This window comes from Pseudomonas sp. LP_7_YM (assembly GCF_004364435.1).
In the GTDB taxonomy this organism is placed as follows: Bacteria; Pseudomonadota; Gammaproteobacteria; order Pseudomonadales; family Pseudomonadaceae; genus Aquipseudomonas.
Genome location: NZ_SOCT01000002.1, coordinates 69,893 through 92,497 on the forward strand (window position 1 = coordinate 69,893; position 22,605 = coordinate 92,497).

The following is a 22,605-nucleotide window of genomic DNA, read 5'->3' on the forward strand; positions in this document are numbered from 1 at the left end:
TCGCCTTGTGCACCAGCGCCTATACTCGCGGTGACAAGAAGCGGGAGCATTACCTATGTTCGCTCTCATGCAAGACTCACGCGTTCAATCGCTGCACCTGATCGTCGACCCACCGACGTACCTTAAAGCAGTGATCGCGATCCACAGCAGCCAGAAGGGTCCGGCTCTGGGTGGTTGTCGCTATTTGTCCTATCCAAGCGAAGAGGGCGCCTTGGAAGACGCTGTTCAGCTGGCAAGGAACATGAGCTACAAAGCCGTGCTGGCGGGTCTTTCGCTAGGCGGTGGAGCGGCCGTCATCCTGCGTCCTGCCCAGGTGCCGGACCGCGCTGCGTTGTTCGAGGCCTTCGGGCGCTTTATCCAGACGCTGGGTGGCCGCTATATCGCGGCCATTGATAGCGGTACGTCCCGCGAAGACATGGACTGCATTGCGCACGCCACCCAGCATGTAACTTCTACCACCGAATCGGGCGACTCGACCGGCTATACCGCTCTGGGGCTGTATACCGGCATTCGGACTACTGCCCTTGCGCGGCTGGGCAGCGATAACCTGGAAGGGCTGCGCGTGGCTGTTCAGGGCCTGGGCCACGTGGGCTGGGCGCTGGCTGAACAGCTTCACGCTGCAGGAGCCGAGTTGCTGGTTGCAGACCTGGATAGCGACAAGGTACAGCTGGCAATGGAACAGATGGGGGCCAAACCCATCGCCAGTGAGGCACTCATCAGTACGCCTTGTGACATTCTTGCGCCCTGTGGGCTGGGCGGAGTACTCAACAGCCAAAGCGTTACCAAGCTTCGTTGCGCCGCTGTGGCCGGAGGGGCGAACAATCAGCTGCGCTGCGCAGCTACCGCCGATCAGCTTGAAGCACGCGGTATTCTTTACGCTCCCGATTACGTTATCAATTCAGGCGGATTGATTTATGTCGCCCTGCAACATCAAGGCGAAAATCCAGATACCATCACTGCCCATCTGTCGCAGATAGGAGCGCGGCTGACAGAAATATTTGCCCACGCCCAAGCCGAGAAGCGTTCACCGGCGCGGGTGGCCGACGCACTGGCGGAACGACTGCTCAGTCTCGAGTAGCCATTTGATCTGCTCCGATGAGCGTGTCTGCACTGCGATTTTTGCCAAGCGCTGTGGTGGCTGGCAAAACCGCGAGCAAGCTCAAATTCGCGACAGGGCCGGACCGATTGCGCGGTGACGTGTGTTGTGGAAACAGAGCGCCACCCTTGTCATTTGGCGTTCATTCTTCAGCGGTTGCGCTGAGCAACTCACTCAACGCATCAGGCTGATTCTTGAATGCACGGGCAAAAACGTCGCGGTTTTTCGCCATATAGATACCTGCTTCTTCAACCTGTGCTTCGGACAGGGACGGCACAGCTTTACTCAATACGCTGGACAACAGCTCGGCGAGTTCGAGCATTTTGTCATGACGGTCAGCTTCGGCTTTATCCATGAACAAACGCTCCAGATCTCGGCTGCTGCGGTATACCACTTCGACGGCCATTTACCACCTCATATGCCTTCACGATAAATATCTTTAGCGGGGTACTGTGTTTTTATACAGTGCGCAGCATAAGGGAATCCCTGCCGCTTGGGTAGTGGAATTTCACAGGCTTATCAGCGTCAACGATCCGCCTTGCGACAACCGGTCACGTTCTCAACCATGGCCGACGACCTCTTTAATGCCTGGTGCCCCGCGCACGCATAAGCGTCACGCGAGCGCGCTATCATCCGTTTCGGATCAATCAAGGAAGTACATCGTGAAAATCAATTGGGCCGAGTCCCTTCGTCAGCACGTACACAGCTACGCCGAATCGCTGGGCAATCTGTTCGTCGAGACGTTCCACTATCTGGCACTGTTCGCCATCGGCGCTGTCACCGCATGGGCTGCGGTCGTGGCTTTTTTGGGCATGCTGGATAAAGGGCAGATTACGGTTGACGACATCCTGCTCTTATTCATCTACCTGGAGTTGGGTGCGATGGTGGGGATCTATTTCAAGACCAACCACATGCCTGTGCGCTTCCTGATCTACGTTGCGATCACGGCGCTGACACGCTTGCTGATCTCCGATGTTTCGCACCATGCACCGCCGGACCTGGGCGTTGTGTACCTCAGCGGTGCGATTCTGTTGCTCGCGTTCGCGATTCTGGTGGTTCGCTACGCGTCGTCGCAGTTTCCATCAGTAAAAATCCCGGACCCCCATGGCAAGACCAAAGGGGCGGTGATCGAGGAAAAAGGAGAAATTTGATAGGGAGAGTGAAGCGGGCTGATGAGTAGCCCCCCAATGCTGGGGGAGTATGACAGGAGCGCTAGCCGTGTCTTTTTACCGAGCACAATCTGAACCCGTGCCCAACATACATGGGCGCGGGTCACCCTACAGATGATCAGTTAACCCACACGCCAACGTGATAATGCCAGCCATCGCCACGGCTTTCCCAGTACGGATGCTGATACCGATAACCGGGCCGGATCGGCTCCCAGTGACCATGTACGGGTACGTAGCGGTTGCCCTCCCAGCGCCAGTAACCACGAGACCAGACATAGCCTGACCGCGATGGCGGTTCTTGCTCGATGATGCGCGTGGGCGGTGCTTGCGGAGCGACCACTTCAACATACTCGGCTCGCGGGCCGGGGCGTTCGACTACCCGCCGGTCATGAACAACCCGTTCTTCCACGCAGCCGGTCGTCACCACCAGCGCCCCAATCACTGCCAAATAACGTAGAGACATATCGCACCTCTGACTTATCCACACTCGACACCACTCGGCTTACGCCCGGTGATTCGCTTGGATTTGTTGTAACAGGTCGTTTCTGTCTGAGGGCTGAACTGGGACGGTATAAGGAAGAGCAATCGACCGGAGGCGGGTACAGCCAGGCTAACGAAGAGAAGGCGATGGTTCAGTCGCCTCCGTTAGTCTCGTTTCATCGGTTACAGGCCCGCGCTCAGTTGAGGGCGATTGAGAAAGGCTTGGCGCCCCGGTGGCGGGGACAATTGTTTGAGATCCCCGTCGGTCATGGCGGCGAGTATCTTGATCGCACTATGGCCTTGTTCGATGGCGATGCCGAATTGCACGCTCTCGATCAAGCGACGCAGGCGCTTGGGTGAGTTGCGTTGCTCTGGGCTGATCAAACGTTTTGCGACCACGCCTGACTCGTTGGAGAGTGTCAGCATGATGGTTCCGTCGAGGCCCTGGATGCTCAAATTGACCCGGTAGTCTGGGTGAAAAGCATCAGTAATCTGTTGAAAAGGATTTTCCATGGCCTGTCACCTGATTAGCTGTCCGCATACATTGACTCGGGATTAGTGCCTTTAGTTCTGAAGGCATGATCAACGGCGGAAGGTCTCTCACTTCGCCTGGAAGGGTCGACACTGTCCATTGGCGGGCTTTGAAGCCTGACTCATGGGAGCTTGCATGCTTTGGGCCATCGAGGATGAACGGTCGCGGCGGCAGGCATGAACGTATTTCAGCCCTGTATTTGGGAAGAAAGTACACCTTTCTAATTAATTACTTCGTGATAACGGTGTACCGCAGTGGGTTGAGCTGAGCACTGATAGTGGGCTGCGCGCATGGTTTGTGTGCACAAGTGTTCGGGCCGGGCGGATCTTTCCCTGTCTGAATCAAAAAGGGCGGGCCTGTTTCAACAAGGCCCGCCCTTTATTGTCGATCGATGTATTCAAGCCGCTGGTTTAGCTGTGCAGGGCTTGATCCTTCTCCAGAAATTCTTCCTGCAACAGGGCATCCGGGTTTTCCGATTCCTCGCCTTGGACGCTGTCGACTGCCGCCATGCCTGGGCGTTTGCTGCGTAATTTGCCGAACAGATGCTCCAGTGCGTGATCGAGCTTCACGGCCGCACCATCGACCGCCTGATCAAGCGTATCGGCTTTGTGGGTCACGGAAATGGGTTGGTGTCCTTTTGGCCGGGCTTCCATCTGGCAGCGGATGTCGTGCGGGCCGGGCTTGTCGCCGTTCTCGTCGCGAATATGGACTTCGATACGAGTGAGATCTTCTTCGTAGCGGTCGAGCGTGCTTTCAACGGTGGTTCGTACCCACTCCTCCAGTCGGATGCTGCTTTCGATGTGGTTATCGCTGTTGACCTGGATTTGCATAGTTCTTCCCTTACTTTGGCTTGCTCGGGAGAGTCTCGACGACACTGAGTTTTCGTCTGCCCTCAATCACAGTGTTGGCGCCGATGAGCAAACAATTCAACCCCCTGCGTGAGAGAAAATATTTCAGAGCTGAAATATTTTTGCGCTCAAGCCATCAAACTGCAGGGGCCGACTCGCAGCAAGCCGGCTTCTGCAGGGAGGTTGTCTCGGCAGTCAGAACGCTACTGACGTCTGCACATACAGCGTGCGCGGTTCGCCGACGTATTTGCCCTTGTTGTTGTCATCGAATGAACGGGTGAAATACTCGGGGTTGAAGATGTTTTTCACTCCGACCGCCCACGTTCAGGTCCGACATCTGTGGGCCGAAGTCGTACGCTGCGCGGCTGCTGAACAGCATGTACCCAGCAATGCGCCCGGTGCTGCCATCGGCACTTTCAGCGGACGTGTTGGCGTTATCGGCAGCGTAGACGTCGAAACCCGACAGCATCGGGCTCAAACCGTCCAGCGCATAGTTGACGCTGGTCTCGATGCCCTCGTGCCGGGTGTGCCCATGGGCGATCACCGTATCGTTAGTCTGATTACTCTCATCCTGGTGATCGAAATTGATCAGAAACGCTCCGATTTCCGCCCGCAAGTTGCCATTGTCGTAGCGGGTACCCAGTTCCCAGGTGCGCGCTTTTTCGGGTTTTACTTCGCCACCCGCTACTCGATTCGGCATCTGGCTGTATTGCACCGAGCCGAACGAGCCTTCGGTGTTGGCGTACAGATTCCAGCTTTCGGTCAGGTGATACAGCACGTTCAGTGCGGGCAACGCGGTGTTGTAGTCGCCCTGGTATTGACGTGGGTGAGGTTGTTGTTCTGCGCCGAATCGATCATCTCGTAGCGGATGCCCGGGGTGAACGTCCACTTGCCGATATCGATGCGGTCGTCGATGAAGAACGCGTGCGCTTCGGTCGAGCCGCGAGTATCCCGGTCGTTGCGGCTATCGGTGGTCGGCAGCAGATTGAGCGCGGTGTTTTCGCGATAGTGCAGTTCATGGCCGGCTTCGTTGATGTACCGAGAGCCGACCCCCACGTCGTGCCGCGTGTTTCCCAGCCGAAACCTTGGGAAAAGCGCGTTTCGATGCCGCGCACCCGGTACTCGCGCGACGACAGCGACACAAAGCTGCCTTGATCGAGATAGCCGCTGCGCAGGGTCTTGGTGAAGAAGCTGTTGACCGTGAACTCGCGGGCGTTTTCCTGTTGCCCATGCTGACCGGGGCGAATGACAACTGCGGCTGGCCATAAGGGGCGAAGGGCACGGGTATGCCGTCCACCCAGGCCCCGCTGGCGGCATCTACCGGTCGAACCGGCTCCCAGCCGCTGCGGTTCAAGGATACCTGCTGGGCAGCATTGACCATCAGGTCCGCACCGACTCGCTCAGTCGGACTCAACTCAACGCTGCCAGCGAATACCGCCAACTGTGTCCGACCCCTCAACTGATGCACATTGAACCGCGCGCCACTGCCCGCCGCACGCAGGCTGCCTTCAGCGGTCAGCCCCTGCCCGCTGTCGAAGCGCACGTCCAGCGCGGTGTCGGTATTGAGTTGCAGCGGGCGGCCATCGGCCACGGCGACCTTGCGCCGCTTGCCGATGCTGCTGCGGTAGTCGGCCAGCAACGGCGGCAGTTCGAGCCGGTCGCGAGCACTCCAGGTGGGCACCGAACCTGCGCCAAGCAACAGCAGCAGCTTGAGTGCCTGACGTCGGCTGCCGGATTTCGGCGCATTGATCGCGGCATCGGCCAATGGCGACGACAGACCGTGCAGCCGCTGGTTGACCCGCTGGATATGCCCCCATGCGCGCTGATCATCGCTATGGCTGTTGAGCCACAATGGCCAGGCGTGCTGACGGCCGGAATCGAGATGGCCGCTCTGCATTTCGAGCAGCCAGTTGACCGCCTGCTCGGCCACTTGCGGGGAAATATCGGGTCGGTTCAGCGAGTCCAGTCCCGGCCCGCTCAGTCGCGCAGTCATAGTGCGAAATAGCAGCGCATGGCCGCTTTGCTCAGATGACGCTTTACGGTTGCGACGGAAATACTCAGGCGCGCGGCGATCTGGTTGTGGGTCAGACCGTCGATCTGCGCCAGCAGGAACGCGCGTTTGACCAGAAGGGGCAGGCCATCGAGCAACTGGTCCAGTTCGACCAGTGTTTCCAGAATGATCGCCCGCTGCTCTTCGGAAGGTGCGACCGCTTCAGGCTGTTCGGACAGCGCCCGGTAATAGGCCTGTTCCAGTTCCTGACGTCGGTAGTGGTTACACAGCACGCGTTTGGCGATGGTCGTCAGGACGCGCGAGGCTCGACCAACTGCGACGTTTCCCGAGCCAGCAAGACTTTGACGAAGCTGTCCTGCGCCAGGCCTGCAGCGTTGTGCGGGCAGCCCAGCCGACGGCGCGGCCAGCCGGTCAGCCAGTTGTGATGGGCGCTGTAAAGAGCTTCGACAGTGTGATCAAGCCTGGAAGGGGCTATGGACATGGAGCGTTGCAACCCGGGGTGAGCCAGTCATTGCGGGGAATTCTGTCAGACTCTTTTGCATATGAGAATATTTATCATTAGTATTGCGTTCTTTTCTGCGTACGCCGCGAGCATTTCCTGTTGCGCGCTCGATTTCAGGATGATCACTTCAATGCCGTTTCATTCAACGAGCAGCCCGGATGCCCGCGCCTTCTGCGGAGCTGGCGCCTGATGGAGGCGCTATCGGTGGACCCGGCTGTGCCCGAAAAAAGCCCAAAGTTTGTTAAAAGAGGCGGTGGGCGCTCGACGGTGGTGTCCATTCGCTGGCGTCTGGCGGTGGCGTCCCGTGTTGCGGCGGCGGTGTTTGGCGGGTATCTACTGACGGCGCTGTCGAGCATTTGTCTTGCGCAGTTCCTGCCTCTGGCCAGGGCCGAAGCCGTAGTGCTGGGCATGACCCTTTCGTTTCTGGTTTACCTGCCTGCCGTGCTGTGGTGTTTCGCCTGTCGCACGGCCTGGCGCGCGTGGCTCGGGCTGTTGCTGCCCTGCGCGGTTTTGGGGGCGATCTACGCCAGCGCGCGGTGGCTATTGTGAAGGAGGGCTTTCGTCAGGCAATGGCCTGGCTGCACACCTGGGCCGGACTGATCTTTGGCTGGCTGCTCTTTGCGATCTTTCTGACCGGTACGCTCTCCTATTTCAAAAACGAAATTACCCAATGGACGCAGCCGGAAATCGCTCCTCAGGACGTTAGCGCTGCCGACAGCGTCAGCCGTGCGCAGCATTGGCTGCAAGAGAATGCAGGTGATGCGAAACGCTGGTTCATCACCTTGCCGGATGAGCGCTCCCCGGAACTGAGGGTGAGTTGGACCACGCCCAAAGGCGGCTTCGGGCAGAAATCCTTGGACGCTCTCAGTGGCACCCCGGTGCACGCAAGGCAGAGCCTGGGCGGCGAATTTTTCTATCGCTTTCATTTCCAGCTGCAGCTGCCCTATCCCTGGGGGCGCTGGCTGGCATCGCTGGCGGCGATGGTGATGTTCGTCGCGCTGATCAGCGGGATCATCACGCACAAGAAAATCTTCAAGGAGTTTTTCACCTTCCGCCCACGCAAGGGCCAGCGTACCTGGCTCGACGGCCATAACGCGGTGGCGGTTCTGGTGCTGCCATTTCACCTGATGATCACCTACAGCAGCCTGGTGATCTTCATGACGATGGTCATGCCACTGAGCATCCTTACGGCCTATGGCAACCATACCCAGGGTTTTTTCGATGACCTGTTCCCGGGGTTCAAAACCGCCGCGCCAGCTGCCGGCACTGCACCCTTAGCGCCGATTGCGCCCCTGTTCCAGAGGGCTGCAGATAAATGGCCGGACAGCCGTATCGGGCTGATCACGGTGAACAATCCCGGCAGCGCCAATGCTTCGGTGACCTTGACCCGCAGTGGCGCCGATCACATCGCCCACGAGCCCGGCACGGTGCTGGTGTTCGATGGCGTCAACGGCACGCTCAAGGATGAAAGCACCATGACTGCCGCGTCACTGATGCTGGCGGGAGGGCTGTACGGGCTGCACATGGGGCATTTCGCCGGGCCGGTGTTGCGTTGGTTGTATTTCCTTGCGGGTATCGGCGGCACGGCGATGATCGGCACCGGGCTGGTGATCTGGCTGGGCAAGCGCAAGCTCAAGCACGCGAAAGCCGGCGTCTTGCCCTTCGAGCTGCGACTGGTAGAGATGCTCAACGTGGCGAGCATGTCGGGGCTGATGCTGGCGGTGGTGAGTTTCTTCTGGGCCAATCGCCTGCTGCCGGTGAGTTTTGCAGGCCGCAGCGACTGGGAGGTGCGGGCGTTTTTCTGCATGTGGGGACTGGCCTTGTTGCATGCCTTTGGTTGCGCGTTCTTCAGGGATGGCCGCAGTGCATGGCGCGAGCAATTGACCCTGGCTGCCTTGCTGTATTGCGGGCTGCCCATTCTAGACATGCTCACGGCAGGCAATTATTTACGGGCTTCGCTGGGGCAGGGGCACCTGACCCTGGCCGCGCTGGATCTGACGGCGCTCATCACAGGGCTGTCCCTGGCGTGGGGAGCCATGCGGTTTCATGCCGGAACCAAGACCACTTTCGCGAGCGAGCTCGTCCCCACAGGGCCGAGCCGTGAACCCGGTTCTGATGCGGTTCTGAACCGGGATGGCAAGCGCGCTTCCACAGGCACGCGTGGTCAACCGAACGCTGTTGCAATGGCCAATGGCGATAGCCAGCCCACGCTCACAGGCATTCCCGGTCACTCAGGTTTCGGCAAGGCTCTGAGCGGTGGGCGCGAGCTTGCTCGCGAAAGCGTCAGTACTAACGCTACCGCGCCGCAGGCCCATTGATGCTGCTGGTCGCGATGCTGTGCTACGTGGGTTTCACTTGCCTGTGCCTGTCCATGAGCCGCCACTATGGCGATCTCGTCGGCGGCTCACTGAGTAGGGTTCGAAGCAGAATGTTCAAGTGCCTGGGCTGGGGCGCGCTGCTGTTATCACTTTGCGCTGCCCTGGTCTTGCAAACGCTGGGCAAGGGTCTGGTGCAGTGGTTCGCCGCCTTGATGGGCAGTGCGGTGCTGTGGGTTTTCGTGATGTCGTATCGGCCAGGGCTGGCCTTGTCGTTGGCAGGGGCCGGGGCAGTGCTTGCCCCGGTCGCCGCCTGCATTCTTCTTCTGGCCTGAGTCCATCATGATCGACCTCATCCCGCCGACACCAAAGACGGCTACATCCGACGCCGATCAGGACACCCCCAAGGCTGCACGGGCGCATTTCCTCAAAGTGTTTCTCTCACAGCGCCCGCAGATGGAAGCCTTGGTAAGTCGACGAGTCGGCTGCCGGGCCACGGCTGCGGATCTGGTACAGGACCTGTTCGTCAGGTTCTGGCGGCGTCCCCTGGTGCAGGTCGAGGAACTCAGCACGTACCTGCTGCGATGCGCCGGCAATATCGCCATCGATCATCTGCGCAACGAGGGTACGCGCGCGCGACTCAACGACGAGCTTATGCCGCAAGAGCAGGCATTACGCGGTGATGAGCCGCAAGCTGCGCTGGAAGCGCGCAACGACTTGCGCCACATAGAAACGGCTCTGCGCGGATTACCGGAGAAGACCCGACAGATCTTCCTGCTCAGTCGCATCCACGGGCGCAAATACGCAGAGATCGCCAAGGTCATGGGGCTTTCCCAAAGTGCTGTGGAAAAACATATGATGCGCGCCTTGCAAGTCTGCAAGGCGAGTCTGGATCAGGACGTCACGCGCGGCGCCCCCGTTCGTGCCAGGTCAGGGGACGCTCGTCGATGAAAGCGCCTGCGGATTCGATCCCGATGCTGACCCCTGAGCAACACGATGCCGCCTTGAAATGGCTGGGCCTGCTGCATGATCAGCCGAGCGCGGCCGATCAGGCGCGACTCAGCCGCTGGCTTCAGGCCGACCCCGCCCACGCCGAAGCCTATGCCCAGGCGCAGGTCATATGGGAGATGAGTGAAGAGCCTGCGGCAAAGCTGGCGGTCGAAGATTCGGCGGCGCTGGCAGCCTTGCTCAAGGTCATGGACGCTCCAGCCCAAGCCCCCCAGCGGCGCCGATCGTTAGCACGCTGGAGTGCCACCTTGGCCATGGCAGCCTGTCTGGTGCTGATGGTTGGCATGGGCCTGGGGTGGCAGCCGCAGCGCTGGGGCGATGATCTTGGCGCGGATTACGTGTCGGCACCGGGGCAGGTGCGAACCGTGACGCTGGCGGACGAATCCCAGGTGACCCTTGACGCCGACAGCGCCATTGCCGTGCATTTCGACAACGGTGAGCGACATGTGCGGTTGCGTCGCGGTGCGGCATTCTTTCAGGTCGCTCACACTGGTGAGCCGTTCGTGGTCGACGGCGGACATGGCGAGACCCGTGTGCTGGGCACCCGGTTCGAAGTGCGCCTGCAGCCGAGCGGAGCGCAGGTCACGGTGCTGTCCGGTCGAGTGGGCGTCAAGGCCGGCGCCGATCTGCCGCAGCAACTGCTTACGGCGGGGCAACGCGTCAGTTACGACCAGGCGCGCACGACCGCCCCACAGTCCGTCGACAGCGAAAGCCAACTGGCGTGGCGTCAGGGCTGGCTCAATTACTACCGCACGCCGCTGGCCGACGTGATCAGTGACCTGAGCCGTTATTACCCAGGGCGCATCGTCGTGCTCAACGATCAGCTGGCGACGAAAAGAGTCAGCGGCAGCTTTCCCAGCAACGATCCGCGGGCGGTGCTGGCGGCGTTGAAATCGGTGGTCGGGTTCCAGCAGTACGAGGCACTGGGGCGGGTGATTGTGATTCGTTGAATGATCGGCGCCGCACAGCTCGTTGCCAGAGCCGCGGGTTCTGGGTCGAACCTGGACGTGCGATCTGTCTGCAACGAAGAGGTTATGTGACACAACGCAAGCGTGGGCAAGCGCGCTCTTACAGGGCTACGCTCATCAACGGGGGGCAATGCAGTTGAACATCTGGTTTGGCATTTCCATGCTCACGCTCTGGAGCGCATGGGTTCAGGCGGAGCCTGCCTATGACTTTTCAATCCCCGCCAAACCGTTGCCCCAGGCTCTGAGCGATTTCAGCCGCGTCACCGGGCAGGGCATCATCTACACCCAGGACACGCCCTACAGCATCGACGCTCCGGCGCTCAACGGCACATTCAACCCCGAGCAGGCGCTGAAGCTGTTATTGAGCAACTCGGGTTTGAGCTTTCGTCGTATCACGCAAAACACCTTCAGCCTTGAACCCGCCCCCAACACAGGTGCAATCACCCTTGGCCTGACCCGGATCGAATCGCTGCTTAATACAGAGCAACGTTATCAGCCACCTGTCAGCACGTCGGTGATACGTGCTTCCACAGCGCAGCTGGAAACCCCGCAAGCCGTCAGCGTGGTGCCTGCGCAGGTATTGCGCGATCAGGCGCCGCGCAATCTTGACGATGCGTTGAGCAATATCAGCGGTGTCACCCAAGGCAATACGCTCGGCAGCACCCAGGACACGCTGATGAAACGTGGTTTCGGTGACAACCGCGATGGCTCGATCATGCGCGACGGCATGCCCGTGGTTCAGGGCCGCAGCCTCAACGTCAGCGCTGAACGGGTTGAAGTGCTCAAGGGGCCTGCGTCGCTGCTGTACGGTATCCAGGACCCCGGCGGGGTCATCAATGTGGTCAGCAAACGGCCCGAATTGCAGTCGTATAACGCCCTGACCGCTCGCGGCTCAACATACGGTTCGGGAAAGAATGGCAGCGGTGGCACTCTCGACAGCACCGGCGCACTGAATGGCCCTGAGTCGCAAAGCGGACGACTGGCCTATCGCATGGTCATCGACCACGAAGATGAGGATTACTGGCGCAATTACGGTGTGCATCGAGAGTCGCTGGTGGCGCCTTCCGTGGCCTGGTACGGCGACGACACGCAGTTGCTTGCCGCCTACGAGCACCGCGAATTTCTCTCGCCCTTCGATCGCGGTACAGCCATCGACCCGCGTACCAACCGCCCGCTGCACATCCCGGCCACACGGCGTCTGGACGAGCCATTCAACAGCATGCAAGGGCGTTCGGACCTCTATCGCATCGAGGCCGATCATCAATTCGACGATAACTGGAAGGGCCATCTGGGCTACAGCTACAACCGCGAAACCTATGATGCCAGTCAGGTGCGGGTGACCGCCGTTGACCCGGTCAACGGCACGCTGACGCGCTCGATGGACGGCACCGGCAATGCTCTGAGCACGGACCGTTTCACCACTCTGACATTGAATGGCAACGCCGAGTTGGCCGGTATGCAGCACGACCTGCTCTTCGGTCTGGATGACGAATACCGCAAGATCTACCGTGGCGAGCTGATCCGCCAGAAGAGCCTCACGACATTCAGTTATTTGAGTCCGCTGTACGGACAGGAAATTGAAGGCACTCGAGTCAGTGCGCCGGATAGCAATCAACTGGACATCCTGCGCACTGACTCGCTGTTCTTTCAGGATTCGATTCACCTGAGCGACCGCTGGATTTTCGTGGCGGGTGCGCGCTACCAACTGTTCGATCAACAGGCGGGCAAAGGCATTCCGTTCACCCGCAACACCGACCTGAATGGCGAAAAATGGATTCCCCGCGCCGGCCTCGTCTACCGCTATAACGATGAGCTGTCGTTCTATGGCAGCTACACCGAAGCGTTCAAGCCCAACTCCAGCATCGCTGCGCTGGCGGGGGGCACTGTGCTGGACTCTGCGACCCTGCCTGAGCAGTCCAAAGCCTGGGAACTGGGCGCCAAGTGGGATGTAGGCGATCGCATCAGCGGCACACTGGCGTTGTTCGATATCAAGAAGCGCAACGTGCTGGTGGCCAATTTCGATTCGCTGACCGCAACCACCGTTTACACCAACGCCGGTGAAGTGCGTTCGCGGGGCGCCGAGCTGGATGTGAGCGGGCAGCTGTCGGAACGCTGGAGTCTGATCGGCGGCTATGCGTTTACCGATGCATGGGTAGTAGAAGACCCGACGCTGAAGGGTAATCGGCTGCAGAATGTGCCCAAGCACAGCGGGTCATTGTCGGCTGTCTATGACGCCGGGGCTGTGTCAGGGGGTGACCGATTGCGGCTTGGCGCTGGCGCGCATTACGTTGGCGAACGGGCCGGCAACCCGGACAACGATTTCCACTTGCCGGGTTATACCGTCGTCGATGCTTTGGCCACCTATGAAACCAAGCTGGACGGGCAGAAGGTCAAGTTCCAGCTCAACGTGAAGAACCTGTTTGATCGCACCTATTACAGTTCGGCGGTGAGCCGGTATTTCGTGTCGATGGGCGATTCGCGACAGGTGGTGGTGGCAACGACGCTGGAGTTTTGAGCTCCAGGCGCGGCTTTTGATCTGGCCGCAGGTCGCGGGCAGAATCAAAAGCCGAGTGCCTCAGTCGTTACGTCTCAAACGCCAACCGATACTCCCCGGCCGTCGCGCCCATCACCTGTCTGAAGCGATTGCTGAAATGGCTGGCGCTGGCGAATCCGCATTCCAGGGCAATCTCACCAAACGCCTTGCGCGTGCGGCGCAGCAATTCCCGGGCGCGGTTCATGCGCCGGGCCAGCAGGTATTGATGGGGTGGCAGGCCGAAGCTTTCGCGAAACATCCGGGCGAAGTGGTATTCGGAGAGTGCGCAGATCCCGGCCAGTTGCCCAAGGCTTAATGGCTCGGCCAGATTCAGCTCGATGAACTCCATCAGTTGCCGACGCAGATGCGGTGCCAGTCCGCCTTTCAAGCGCAAGCCGTCACGCAGCCCGACCTGGTTCAGGGTCATGTGATCGAGCAGTTCATGGGCCAGGCTGCTGGTCTGCAAGCGCTCGCCTGGCTCGGTCCAGTTCATGCCGATCAGCCGGTGAAAGCGCTCGGCCTGCGCCGGGTCATCAATGAAGGTGTTCTCTTGCAGCATCATTTCCCGAGGTTCGCGGTCCAGCAGCGTGACGCAGTTGAGCGCCAATTGTTCGGGGCTGATGTAGAGATGGGCCAGGCGGATGTCGCCGTTGATCACCCATGACGACTGATGCCCGGCGGGGAGCACGCAAAGCTTGTCCGGCGCGCCCTTCCTGCCGGGCTGATCGCGGCGGTAGGTCTCGAAGCCGCCAGCGATGTAACAGGACAGGGTGTGATGGCTGGGCGCGTGGTAATCCTGGGCGTCATGACGGTTGCTCCACAATGCAGCGACGACACCGTCACCCAGGGATGCGCTCTGCTCCAGCCGGGTGTGGGGCGAGCTGTTCAGGGACTGGAAAACCTGAATGGTTTCAAGTGACGACATGGTGGCTCTCGGGGACTCGGGGTCGGCTGCAGCGCTATCTTGAGTGGCGGCCTGTGGCAGTGAGCTTGCTCACCAAGGCTCACCAGAGCCAAGCATCTTCATCGGTCATACCTCAGCGTTCGTGAGCAAGTTCACTGCCACGGGCGCGCGGGGTCGGCAGCGTCTTCAATGTCTCGCATCCTACTCCGCAGCGGTCCCGCTGCCAGCGGCCTGACGCTCAAATGCGCAAGTTTTGGCAAGTGAGGTTAGAGGCAGGCCCGCAGACTGAGCCCTCAATGAGGAGCCTGCCATGAACATCTCGCTGCATCTGCTGACCGTTCTGATCTGGGGCACGACCTGGATCGCCTTGAAACTGCAACTGGGCGAGGTGGCGATTCCGGTATCGATTGTCTACCGCTTCGGCCTTGCAGCGCTGATTCTGTTCGTCATGCTGCTGGTCAGCGGCAAGCTGCAGAAGGTCAATCGCCGTGGGCAACTGATTTGCCTGGCGCAGGGCTTGTGCTTGTTCTGCGTCAATTTCATGTGTTTTCTGCATGCCAGTCAGTGGATTCCCAGTGGGCTGGTGGCGGTGGTGTTTTCGACCTCGACCCTTTGGAACGCACTGAGCGCCCGGCTGTTTTTCAAGCAGAAGATCGCCCGCAATGTGCTGGCCGGTGGCGCCTTGGGCTTGGCAGGGCTGGGGTGTCTGTTCTGGCCTGAGCTGTCCGGGCACAGCGCCAGCCGCGAAACCGTGATCGGTCTTGGCCTGGCCCTGCTCGGTACCCTTTGCTTCTCGGCAGGCAACATGCTCTCCAGCCTGCAACAGAAAGCCGGTCTGCGTCCCTTGACCACCAATGCCTACGGGATGATGTATGGCGCCGCGATGTTGTGCGTGTACTGCCTGGTCAGCGGCACACCGTTCACGTTCGAATGGAACCCACGTTATATCGGCTCGCTGCTGTATCTGGTGATCCCGGGATCGGTGATCGGCTTTACCGCTTACCTGACATTGGTCGGACGCATGGGACCCGAACGCGCGGCGTATTGCACGGTGCTGTTCCCGGTGGTGGCGCTGAACGTTTCGGCGTTCGCTGAAGGCTACCAGTGGACCCTGCCCGCATTGATGGGGCTGGTGCTGGTGATGCTCGGCAATGTGCTGGTGTTCAGCAAGCCCAGGGTGGTGATGCCGGTAGCAGGCAAGTCAGCCTGAAAAAACCGAAGGATCGTACCCACGCTCTGCGTGGGCACGCAGCCTGTGACGCTCCGCGTCACCCTGAGCAAACGCAAGAGCGTCGTGCGGCATTCCCACGGGGACCGTGGGAACGATCATCAAACCGTGGGACGATCAAGATGGCGAGGACCTGCTGATCGTACCCATGCTCTGCGTGGGCACGCAGCCTGTGACGCTCCGCGCCACCCTTGGGCAAACGCAAGAGCGTCGTGCGGCATTCCCACGGGGACCGTGGGAACAATCATCAAACCGTGGGAACGATCAAGATGGCGAGGATCTGTTGATCGTACCCACGCTCTGCATGGGCACGCAGCCTGTGACGCTCCGCGCCACCCTTGGGCAAACGCAAGAGCGTCGTGCGGCATTCCCACGGGGACCGTGGGAACGATCATCAAACCGTGGGACGATCAAGATGGCGAGGACCTGTTGATCGTACCCACGCTCTGCGTGGGCACGCAGCCTGTGACGCTCCGCGTCACCCTTGGGCAAACGCAAGAGCGTCGTGCGGCGTTCCCACGGGGACCGTGGGAACGATCATCAAACCGTGGGACGATCAAGATGGCGAGGACCTGCTGATCGTACCCATGCTCTGCGTGGGCACGCAGCCTGTGACGCTCCGCGTCACCCTTGGGCAAACGCAAGAGCGTCGTGCGGCGTTCCCACGGTGACCGTGGGAACGATCATCAAACCGTGGGACGATCAAGATGGCGAGGATCTTTAACCCTTCCAGACTTGCTGATTCACCAAATCCTGTGGCTTCTCGCCCAGCAACGCCGCACGCAGGTTGTTGTAGGCCCGGTCGGCCATCGCCTGGCGGGTTTCATGGGTCGCGGAGCCGATGTGCGGCAAGGTCACGGCATTGTTCAGCGCGAACAGCGGCGACTCAGCCAGCGGCTCTTGCTCATAGACATCCAGACCAGCACCACCAATGGCGCCGTTCTGCAGTGCTTCGATCAGCGCGGGTTCGTCGATGATCGGGCCGCGCGCGATGTTCACCACAATGGCGGTCTTTTTCATCAGTGACAGTTCGCGGCGGCTGATCATGTGCCGGGTCTTGTCGCTGAGCGGCACCACCAGGCAGACGAAGTCGGACTCGGCCAGCAGTTGATCCAGCGTACGGAACTGCGCGCCCAGTTCCTGCTCCACGGCGGTCTTGCGGCTGTTTCCGCTGTAAAGAATTGGCATGTTGAAGCCCAGACGACCACGACGCGCCACTGCCGCACCGATATTGCCCATGCCGACGATGCCCAGGGTTTTGCCATGGACATCGGTACCGAAGTGCGGCGCCTCGATGCTGCGCGTCCACTTGCCTGCCTTGGTGTAGGCATCCAGCTCGGCGACGCGGCGGGCGCTGCTCATGATCAGCGAAAAGCCCAGGTCGGCAGTGCTTTCGGTGAGTACGTCCGGGGTGTTGGTGAGCATGATGCCGCGCTCGGTAAAGTAGCTGACGTCGTAGTTGTCATAGCCCACCGAGATGCTGGAAACGATTTCCAGTTGCGTTGCGCTTTGCAGTTGCTCGCGGCCCAGCTTGCGACCGGCGCCGATCAGGCCGTGGGCGTGGGGCAGGGCTTCATTGAATTGCGCGTTCAGATCGCCCTTTTTCGGGTCCGGGATGATCACAGTGAAGTCTTGCTGCAGGCGCTCGGCCATTTCCGGGGACACGCGGCTGAAGGCAAGGACAGTCTTTTTCATCGGATAGCTTCTCTCGGCGGTTCAGATGGAAGATGCGTAGCACGCTAACATTCTTGTTGTTGGATTGACGAGGGTGTTTCGGTCTGCCTGAAAGCTGAGCCGGCTTGCTTACGATCCTGGCGCAGGACCTATGGGCGCTGTGCAACAGCGACGAAAGCGCAGTGTCAGAAACCTTCACTTGCAGCTGATCCACCGCGTTGGCTGCCGTCGTACCTGCGGCATCTACCACCGGGTTCATGGCGTGCTCGTGAGGTGTGACCTCCACCAAACCAGTGCAGCGTGGTTGCTTACACACCCTCCGGCAGAAAGTGGGCCTGCAAATCCGCCTCGTGAGCCGCCATGATTTCCGGCAGCGAGCCGCGCAGGTACTCGACCCAGGTTTTGATCTTGGCATCCAGGTACTGGCGCGAGGGGTAGATGGCGTACAGGTTCAGCTCATGGGAGCGGTATTGCGGCAGCACGCGAACCAGCGAGCCATTACGCAGGCCCTCGATGGCCGAATAGATTGGCAGGATCCCGATGCCCATGCCGCTGCTGATCGCTGCTTTCATGGCGTCGGCCGAGTTGACCAGGAACGGCGAGCTGGCGATGGTTACGGTTTCCCGGCCATCAGGGCCGTCGAATGCCCATTTCTCCAGCGGAAACACCGGGCTGACCAGGCGCAGGCAGGCGTGATTGAGCAGGTCCGCTGGCTTGTGCGCCACGCCGAATGCCTTGATGTAGGCAGGCGAGGCGCAAACGATGCTGTAAGTGATGCCCAGGCGTTGCGACACAAAACCCGAATCCGGCAGCTCGCTGGCCAGCACGATGGACACGTCGTAGCCCTCTTCGAGCAAATCCGGCACGCGGTTGGTCATGGTCAGGTCGAACGACACGTCCGGGTGATTGCGCCGATACCGGGCAATGGCGTCGATCACGTAATGCTGACCGACACCGGTCATCGAGTGCACTTTCAGCTGCCCGGCCGGGCGCGCGTGGGCATCGCTGGCTTCGGCTTCTGCTTCCTCGACATAGCTCAGAATCTGCTCGCAACGCAGCAGATAACGCTTGCCCGCTTCAGTCAGGGCTATACGTCGAGTGGTTCGGTTCAGAAGTCGGGTTTGCAGGTGTGCTTCAAGGTTGGAAACGGCGCGCGAAACGTTGGCGGTGGTGGTGTCCAGCTGGGCCGCGGCAGCGGTGAAGCTGCCCGCCTGGGCCACGCAACTGAAGGCGCGCATGTTTTGCAGAGTGTCCATTGGCCGTTCTCTGGTGAGATGGCAAATTGTGACATGAAGTTACTGATCCATGTCAGCTATACCAAAGGATTATCTTCCGTTCGGTAATAAAGATTCGCAGAAGTCCCGGCTTATCGCAGAATCAGGCGCGCTCTAGAATCGCGGCTCGATTCGTCTCCTCCTCATTCGGGTAATTGCAGCTGTGCCGCGTCGCATCGTCAGGGGGCTCAAGCCCCTCAGTGTCTGGGCTTTAACGTTACTTATCAGCGGCTGTATCGGAACCGGCGGAATCGCCCCTCAAGGCACCTCGTTGTCGCCAGACACACTGGCCACCGACGACGCTATCAAACACGCTACCCAGGACGCTCATTGGCCGAACGCTCAATGGTGGCGCGCCTACGGCGATGATCAGCTCAATCACTGGATCGAACTCGCCGCCCTCGGCAGCCCGAGTCTGGCGATTGCTGCCGCTCGCGTGCGTCAGGCCAGGTCCATGGCCGGTATTGCGCAAGCGGCGCAGTCGCTGCATGTCAGCGGCGACAGCGCGCTCAAGCGCCATAACTGGCCGACGGATCAGTTCTACGGGCCGGGCGAGCTCTCGAATACCAGCACTTGGGACAACAATGCCTCCATTGGCCTGAGCTATTCCCTCGACTTTTGGGGCCGGGAGCGTAATAACGCCGAGCAGGCGCTGGACATGGCGCACCTGAGCGCCGCCGAAGAGCGCCAGGCGCAGTTGGAACTGCAGGACAACATCGTTCGTGCTTACATCCAGTTGTCGCTCAACTACGCCCAGCGCGACATCGCCGAGGCGACCCTGGCTCAGCAACAGCAGATGCTCGACCTGGCACAGCAGCGTCTTAAGGGCGGTATCGGAACGCATTTCGAAGTCAGTCAGGCGCAAACGCCGCTGCCCGAATCCCATCGGCAGATCGACGCGCTGGACGAAGCCATTGTCCTGAGCCGCAATCAGATTGCTGCGCTGGCGGGCAAAGGACCGGGGGAGGGCGCGAGTCTGCAGCGTCCGGCCCTCTCGTTGAAAACCACGCTCGCGTTACCTTCCTCATTGCCTGCGCAACTGCTCGGCCAGCGACCGGATGTGGTTGCCAGTCGCTGGCGCGTTGCGGCGCAGGCTCGCGGCATCGATGTCGCCCATGCCGGTTTTTATCCCAACGTGGATCTGATGGCCAGCCTGGGTTACATGGCTACCGGTGGCGGGATGCTGGAATTTCTGACCGGGAAGAAATTCAACTACAGCGTGGGCCCGGCAATCAGTTTGCCGATCTTCGATAGCGGTCGTTTGCGCTCGCAGCTGGGCGTGGCATCCGCCGGTTATGACGCGGCTGTGGCGCAGTACAACCAGACACTGGTGACGGCGCTCAAGGATATTTCCGATCAACTGGTTCGCCGGGAGTCGATGGACAAGCAGCAGGGGTTCGCCGATCAGTCGGTGGCAGCGGCACAGAACACCTATGACATCGCCTTGGTCGCCTATCAACGGGGCCTGACCGACTACCTCAATGTATTGAACGCGCAGACCCTGTTGTTCCATCAGGAGCAGGTGCAACAGCAGGTTCAGGCCGCGCGGCTGACCGTGCATGCCGAGTTGGTGGTTGCCTTGGGCGGCGGTTTGATGGCGGGCAATGATACGCCGACCGCCGACAAGACAGCGGCGCCGAAGACTCCGGCGGCGTTGACGGTGCTGGATTGGAAATGAACACCAGCCTGCGTTGGCTCAAATCCCTGGAATGGCGTCGCGAACTCAATGGCTGGGCGCGCAGCGACGGGGTGACCTGGATCTACATCTTCAAGGTGTTGATCGCAGCATTCCTGACCTACTGGATCGCGATGCGCCTTGAGTTGCCGCAACCCCGTACGGCGATGATCACGGTATTTATTGTCATGCAGCCGCAAAGCGGCCACGTGTTCGCCAAGAGCTTCTACCGCCTGCTCGGCACGCTGGCAGGCTCGGTGGTGATGGTCACCCTGATGGCGCTGTTTGCGCAGAACAGTGAACTGTTCCTCGGCAGTCTGGCGATCTGGGTGGGTTTCTGCTGTGCCGGTGCAGCGCGTTATCGTAACTTCCGCGCCTATGGTTTCGTGCTTGCCGGTTATACCGCCGCGATGACCGGCCTGCCGGCACTGGCGCATCCTGAAACTTCGTTCATGGCCGCCATGTGGCGCGTGCTGGAAATCTCCCTCGGGATTGTCTGCTCAACGCTGGTCACCGCCGCCATCCTGCCGCAAAGCTCGGGCGCGGCCATGCGCAATGCCCTGTATCAGCGCTTCGCAGTGTTCGCTCAGTTCGTGGTCAGCGGCCTGCGCGGCAGCGATCCGGCTGCGTTCGAGGCCAGTAACGTGCGCTTTATCGCCGACGCCGTCGGCCTGGAAGGCCTGCGCGCCGTCACGGTATTCGAAGACCCGCACATGCGTCGACGTAACGGTCGGCTGAATCGCCTGAACAGCGAATTCATGACCATCACTACGCGTTTCAATGCACTGCATCAGTTGCTGGAGCGCTTGCGCTGTCGTGGTGTAACACCTGCCGTTGCAGCGATCGAGCCGGGGCTTGATGCGCTCGCAAAGTTGCTTGAGCACTTCGCCGGTCGTGCGCTGACCAACGCCGATGCTGCGCTGCTCGCCAACCGGTTGAGCGAATTCAAGGCCGATCTGCCTGAACGGGTCCGCAGCCTGCGCGCCGAGTTTGTCAAAACCGACCCCAGCGACGACGATCTGCTGGATTTCCATACCGCCTACGAATTGCTGTACCGATTCGTCGACGACATGCACGACTACGCTCAGACCCACGCCTCGCTGGCCGATCACCGTCACGTGCGGGAAAAGTGGGTGGAGCCTTTCGTGTCTACCACCAACTGGATGTCTTCGCTGGCCTCGGGCTTGCGCGCGACGTTGATTCTGGCGCTGATGTCGGTGTACTGGGTCGCCACAGCCTGGCCCAGTGGCGCTTCAATGACACTGGTGTCTGCGGCCACCGTTGCCCTCTCTGCGACCACGCCCAACCCCCGGCGCATGTCATTCCAGATGGCGTGCGGTACGTTGCTCGGTGCGCTTCTTGGGTTTTTCATCACATTCTTCGTGTTGCCCCGGATTGATGGTTTTCCACTGCTGTGCATGGTGCTGGCACCGGTGTTCGTGCTCGGCACTTTCCTGACCACGCGCCCGCAATGGGCTGGCTATGGTCTCGGGCTGCTGATCTTTTTCTGCATCGGCTCGGCACCGGACAACCTCACCGTCTACAACCCCTATGCGTTCATCAACGACTACATTGCGATGGTACTCGGCATGCTGCTGTGCGCGGCAGCGGGGGCGATCATTCTGCCGCCCAACAGTCGCTGGTTGTGGCAGCGCCTTGAAGTTGATTTGCGTCAGCAGGTGGGGTTCGCAATCAGTGCGCCGCTGCGCGGGATCCGTTCGAACTTCGAAAGCCGCACGCGCGACCTGATGCATCAGGCATACGGGCTGGCGGCCGGTAAACCCGAAGTGCAGCGCAAGCTGCTGCGCTGGATGTTCGTGGTTCTGGAGATCGGCCACGCCATCATCGAACTGCGCCGCGAGCAGGACATCCTGCCGATTCACCCCAGCTACGCCCAATGGCAACCGTGGCGTCAGGCGATTCGTGCCATGGGCCGCTCGCTGGTACGCCTGTTCATTCAGCCGGATCGGCACAACCTGGCCCGCAGCCTGTACGCCGTGGATCACGCGATCATCTGCGTGCAGAACACCGACGAGCCGTTCGCGCCGCATTTCGATACCTCGGCGCTGCGGCGAGTGAAGAGCTATCTGCATTTCATCCGCACCAGTCTGCTCGACCCGCAATCACCATTGGCTGCCTACGCCCCCGCGCAGGCGGCACAAGGACTTTCCCATGCCTCGTGAACTCGCTTTCCACGGCGTTTACATGCCGACTGTGACCGTGATGTTTCTGGTCGCTATGGTGCTGTCCTGGGCGCTGGACCGCCTTATGTCCGACCTGGACCTGTACCGTTTTTTCTGGCATCCGGCGTTGCTGCGCCTGAGCCTGTTCAGCTGCATGTTTGGCGCGATGGCGCTGACCGTTTACCGTTGAGGCACATGTGAATTC

Annotated in this window: 20 protein-coding genes and 2 pseudogenes; 12 read left to right on the plus strand and 10 right to left on the minus strand. The window is 60.3% G+C overall.

The features are described 5' to 3' along the window. The first annotated feature begins 55 nt into the window (after positions 1-55). The gene (locus tag EC915_RS05360; RefSeq protein WP_133749504.1) at positions 56-1,078 is read left to right on the plus strand and encodes a Glu/Leu/Phe/Val dehydrogenase dimerization domain-containing protein; all 1,023 of its coding nucleotides are present in this window, start codon (positions 56-58) and stop codon (positions 1,076-1,078) included. 160 nt (positions 1,079-1,238) lie between these two features. Here the strand turns inward: EC915_RS05360 and EC915_RS05365 are convergent, their stop codons facing one another. Further along, positions 1,239-1,502: a YebG family protein gene (locus EC915_RS05365; RefSeq protein WP_133749505.1), complete on the minus strand. Its 264-nt coding sequence runs from the start codon at positions 1,500-1,502 to the stop codon at positions 1,239-1,241. A gap of 256 nt (positions 1,503-1,758) precedes the next feature. On the opposite strand from EC915_RS05365, the gene EC915_RS05370 reads away from it, so the two are divergent. Further along, on the plus strand, positions 1,759-2,247 hold the full coding sequence (locus tag EC915_RS05370) for a phosphate-starvation-inducible protein PsiE (RefSeq protein WP_133749506.1): 489 nt from the start codon (positions 1,759-1,761) through the stop codon (positions 2,245-2,247). Between the two features lie 136 nt (positions 2,248-2,383). Here the strand turns inward: EC915_RS05370 and EC915_RS05375 are convergent, their stop codons facing one another. The 6 genes and pseudogenes from EC915_RS05375 to EC915_RS05400 all read right to left on the minus strand — a co-directional run bounded on the left by EC915_RS05375 (position 2,384) and on the right by EC915_RS05400 (position 6,617). Further along, on the minus strand, positions 2,384-2,728 hold the full coding sequence (locus EC915_RS05375) for a YXWGXW repeat-containing protein (protein WP_133749507.1): 345 nt from the start codon (positions 2,726-2,728) through the stop codon (positions 2,384-2,386). 200 nt (positions 2,729-2,928) lie between these two features. Further along, a complete protein-coding gene (locus tag EC915_RS05380) occupies positions 2,929-3,258 on the minus strand; it encodes a DUF3509 domain-containing protein (RefSeq protein ID WP_133749508.1) in 330 nt (109 codons plus the stop codon). A 429-nt stretch (positions 3,259-3,687) separates the two neighbouring features. Beyond that, complete coding sequence (locus tag EC915_RS05385; RefSeq protein ID WP_133749509.1) at positions 3,688-4,107, minus strand: HPF/RaiA family ribosome-associated protein; 420 nt, start codon at positions 4,105-4,107, stop codon at positions 3,688-3,690. Positions 4,108-4,387: 280 nt separating this feature from the next. Continuing rightward, a pseudogene (locus tag EC915_RS25420) lies at positions 4,388-5,181 on the minus strand (TonB-dependent receptor domain-containing protein). Continuing rightward, complete coding sequence (locus tag EC915_RS05395) at positions 5,141-6,118, minus strand: DUF4880 domain-containing protein (protein WP_305955377.1); 978 nt, start codon at positions 6,116-6,118, stop codon at positions 5,141-5,143. The pseudogene EC915_RS25420 and the gene EC915_RS05395 overlap by 41 nt, the downstream one beginning before the upstream one ends. Further along, positions 6,115-6,617: pseudogene (locus EC915_RS05400) on the minus strand (sigma-70 family RNA polymerase sigma factor). The gene EC915_RS05395 and the pseudogene EC915_RS05400 overlap by 4 nt, the downstream one beginning before the upstream one ends. Positions 6,618-6,827: 210 nt before the next feature. Here EC915_RS05400 and EC915_RS05405 point away from each other — a divergent pair. From EC915_RS05405 to EC915_RS05430, 6 genes are all read left to right on the plus strand, one after another. Beyond that, on the plus strand, positions 6,828-7,187 hold the full coding sequence (locus tag EC915_RS05405) for a DUF3649 domain-containing protein (RefSeq protein WP_133749510.1): 360 nt from the start codon (positions 6,828-6,830) through the stop codon (positions 7,185-7,187). Beyond that, a complete protein-coding gene (locus EC915_RS05410) occupies positions 7,184-8,956 on the plus strand; it encodes a PepSY domain-containing protein (RefSeq protein WP_133749511.1) in 1,773 nt (590 codons plus the stop codon). The genes EC915_RS05405 and EC915_RS05410 overlap by 4 nt, the downstream gene beginning before the upstream one ends. Next, positions 8,956-9,288 (plus strand): DUF3325 domain-containing protein, encoded by a 333-nt coding sequence (locus EC915_RS05415; protein WP_133749512.1) that lies wholly within the window; start codon positions 8,956-8,958, stop codon positions 9,286-9,288. The genes EC915_RS05410 and EC915_RS05415 overlap by 1 nt, the downstream gene beginning before the upstream one ends. 7 nt (positions 9,289-9,295) lie before the next feature. Then, a complete protein-coding gene (locus tag EC915_RS05420) occupies positions 9,296-9,904 on the plus strand; it encodes an RNA polymerase sigma factor (protein WP_133749513.1) in 609 nt (202 codons plus the stop codon). Continuing rightward, a complete protein-coding gene (locus tag EC915_RS05425) occupies positions 9,901-10,911 on the plus strand; it encodes a FecR family protein (protein WP_133749514.1) in 1,011 nt (336 codons plus the stop codon). The genes EC915_RS05420 and EC915_RS05425 overlap by 4 nt, the downstream gene beginning before the upstream one ends. A gap of 178 nt (positions 10,912-11,089) precedes the next feature. Continuing rightward, positions 11,090-13,444, plus strand: a complete 2,355-nt coding sequence (locus tag EC915_RS05430; protein ID WP_256658681.1) for a TonB-dependent siderophore receptor — start codon at positions 11,090-11,092, stop codon at positions 13,442-13,444. Between the two features lie 67 nt (positions 13,445-13,511). Here EC915_RS05430 and EC915_RS05435 read toward each other — a convergent pair whose 3' ends face one another. Next, on the minus strand, positions 13,512-14,387 hold the full coding sequence (locus EC915_RS05435) for a helix-turn-helix domain-containing protein (RefSeq protein WP_133749516.1): 876 nt from the start codon (positions 14,385-14,387) through the stop codon (positions 13,512-13,514). Positions 14,388-14,676: 289 nt separating this feature from the next. Between EC915_RS05435 and EC915_RS05440 the strand changes: the two genes are divergently transcribed. After that, a complete protein-coding gene (locus EC915_RS05440; protein WP_133749517.1) occupies positions 14,677-15,576 on the plus strand; it encodes a DMT family transporter in 900 nt (299 codons plus the stop codon). 738 nt (positions 15,577-16,314) lie between these two features. On the opposite strand, the gene EC915_RS05445 is transcribed toward EC915_RS05440, so the two are convergent. Then, positions 16,315-17,289: a D-glycerate dehydrogenase gene (locus EC915_RS05445; RefSeq protein ID WP_133749518.1), complete on the minus strand. Its 975-nt coding sequence runs from the start codon at positions 17,287-17,289 to the stop codon at positions 16,315-16,317. A gap of 287 nt (positions 17,290-17,576) precedes the next feature. Next, positions 17,577-18,524, minus strand: coding sequence for a LysR family transcriptional regulator (locus EC915_RS05450; RefSeq protein ID WP_133749519.1), 948 nt, complete (start codon positions 18,522-18,524; stop codon positions 17,577-17,579). 181 nt (positions 18,525-18,705) lie between these two features. Here EC915_RS05450 and EC915_RS05455 point away from each other — a divergent pair, with 181 nt between their 5' ends. Genes EC915_RS05455 through EC915_RS05465 form a run of 3 tightly spaced genes read left to right on the plus strand, consistent with a single transcriptional unit; the run spans position 18,706 to position 22,590 of the window. After that, positions 18,706-20,220 (plus strand): efflux transporter outer membrane subunit, encoded by a 1,515-nt coding sequence (locus tag EC915_RS05455; protein WP_133749520.1) that lies wholly within the window; start codon positions 18,706-18,708, stop codon positions 20,218-20,220. Continuing rightward, positions 20,217-22,400: an FUSC family protein gene (locus EC915_RS05460; protein WP_133749521.1), complete on the plus strand. Its 2,184-nt coding sequence runs from the start codon at positions 20,217-20,219 to the stop codon at positions 22,398-22,400. The genes EC915_RS05455 and EC915_RS05460 overlap by 4 nt, the downstream gene beginning before the upstream one ends. Further along, positions 22,390-22,590 carry a DUF1656 domain-containing protein gene (locus EC915_RS05465; RefSeq protein ID WP_133749522.1) on the plus strand — a complete coding sequence of 67 codons (201 nt, stop codon included), beginning with the start codon at positions 22,390-22,392 and terminating at the stop codon, positions 22,588-22,590. The genes EC915_RS05460 and EC915_RS05465 overlap by 11 nt, the downstream gene beginning before the upstream one ends. Positions 22,591-22,605: the final 15 nt, after the last annotated feature.

Coding starts and splice junctions, on each gene's coding strand:
- EC915_RS05415 (WP_133749512.1), top strand. CDS start 8,956: ATGCTGCTGGTCGCGATGCTGTGCTACGTGGGTTTCACTTGCCTGTGC.
- EC915_RS05380 (WP_133749508.1), bottom strand. CDS start 3,258: ATGGAAAATCCTTTTCAACAGATTACTGATGCTTTTCACCCAGACTAC.
- EC915_RS05375 (WP_133749507.1), bottom strand. CDS start 2,728: ATGTCTCTACGTTATTTGGCAGTGATTGGGGCGCTGGTGGTGACGACC.
- EC915_RS05445 (WP_133749518.1), bottom strand. CDS start 17,289: ATGAAAAAGACTGTCCTTGCCTTCAGCCGCGTGTCCCCGGAAATGGCC.
- EC915_RS05405 (WP_133749510.1), top strand. CDS start 6,828: ATGGAGGCGCTATCGGTGGACCCGGCTGTGCCCGAAAAAAGCCCAAAG.
- EC915_RS05420 (WP_133749513.1), top strand. CDS start 9,296: ATGATCGACCTCATCCCGCCGACACCAAAGACGGCTACATCCGACGCC.
- EC915_RS05395 (WP_305955377.1), bottom strand. CDS start 6,118: ATGACTGCGCGACTGAGCGGGCCGGGACTGGACTCGCTGAACCGACCC.
- EC915_RS05465 (WP_133749522.1), top strand. CDS start 22,390: ATGCCTCGTGAACTCGCTTTCCACGGCGTTTACATGCCGACTGTGACC.
- EC915_RS05460 (WP_133749521.1), top strand. CDS start 20,217: ATGAACACCAGCCTGCGTTGGCTCAAATCCCTGGAATGGCGTCGCGAA.
- EC915_RS05365 (WP_133749505.1), bottom strand. CDS start 1,502: ATGGCCGTCGAAGTGGTATACCGCAGCAGCCGAGATCTGGAGCGTTTG.
- EC915_RS05440 (WP_133749517.1), top strand. CDS start 14,677: ATGAACATCTCGCTGCATCTGCTGACCGTTCTGATCTGGGGCACGACC.
- EC915_RS05425 (WP_133749514.1), top strand. CDS start 9,901: ATGAAAGCGCCTGCGGATTCGATCCCGATGCTGACCCCTGAGCAACAC.
- EC915_RS05360 (WP_133749504.1), top strand. CDS start 56: ATGTTCGCTCTCATGCAAGACTCACGCGTTCAATCGCTGCACCTGATC.
- EC915_RS05435 (WP_133749516.1), bottom strand. CDS start 14,387: ATGTCGTCACTTGAAACCATTCAGGTTTTCCAGTCCCTGAACAGCTCG.
- EC915_RS05430 (WP_256658681.1), top strand. CDS start 11,090: ATGCTCACGCTCTGGAGCGCATGGGTTCAGGCGGAGCCTGCCTATGAC.
- EC915_RS05385 (WP_133749509.1), bottom strand. CDS start 4,107: ATGCAAATCCAGGTCAACAGCGATAACCACATCGAAAGCAGCATCCGA.
- EC915_RS05450 (WP_133749519.1), bottom strand. CDS start 18,524: ATGGACACTCTGCAAAACATGCGCGCCTTCAGTTGCGTGGCCCAGGCG.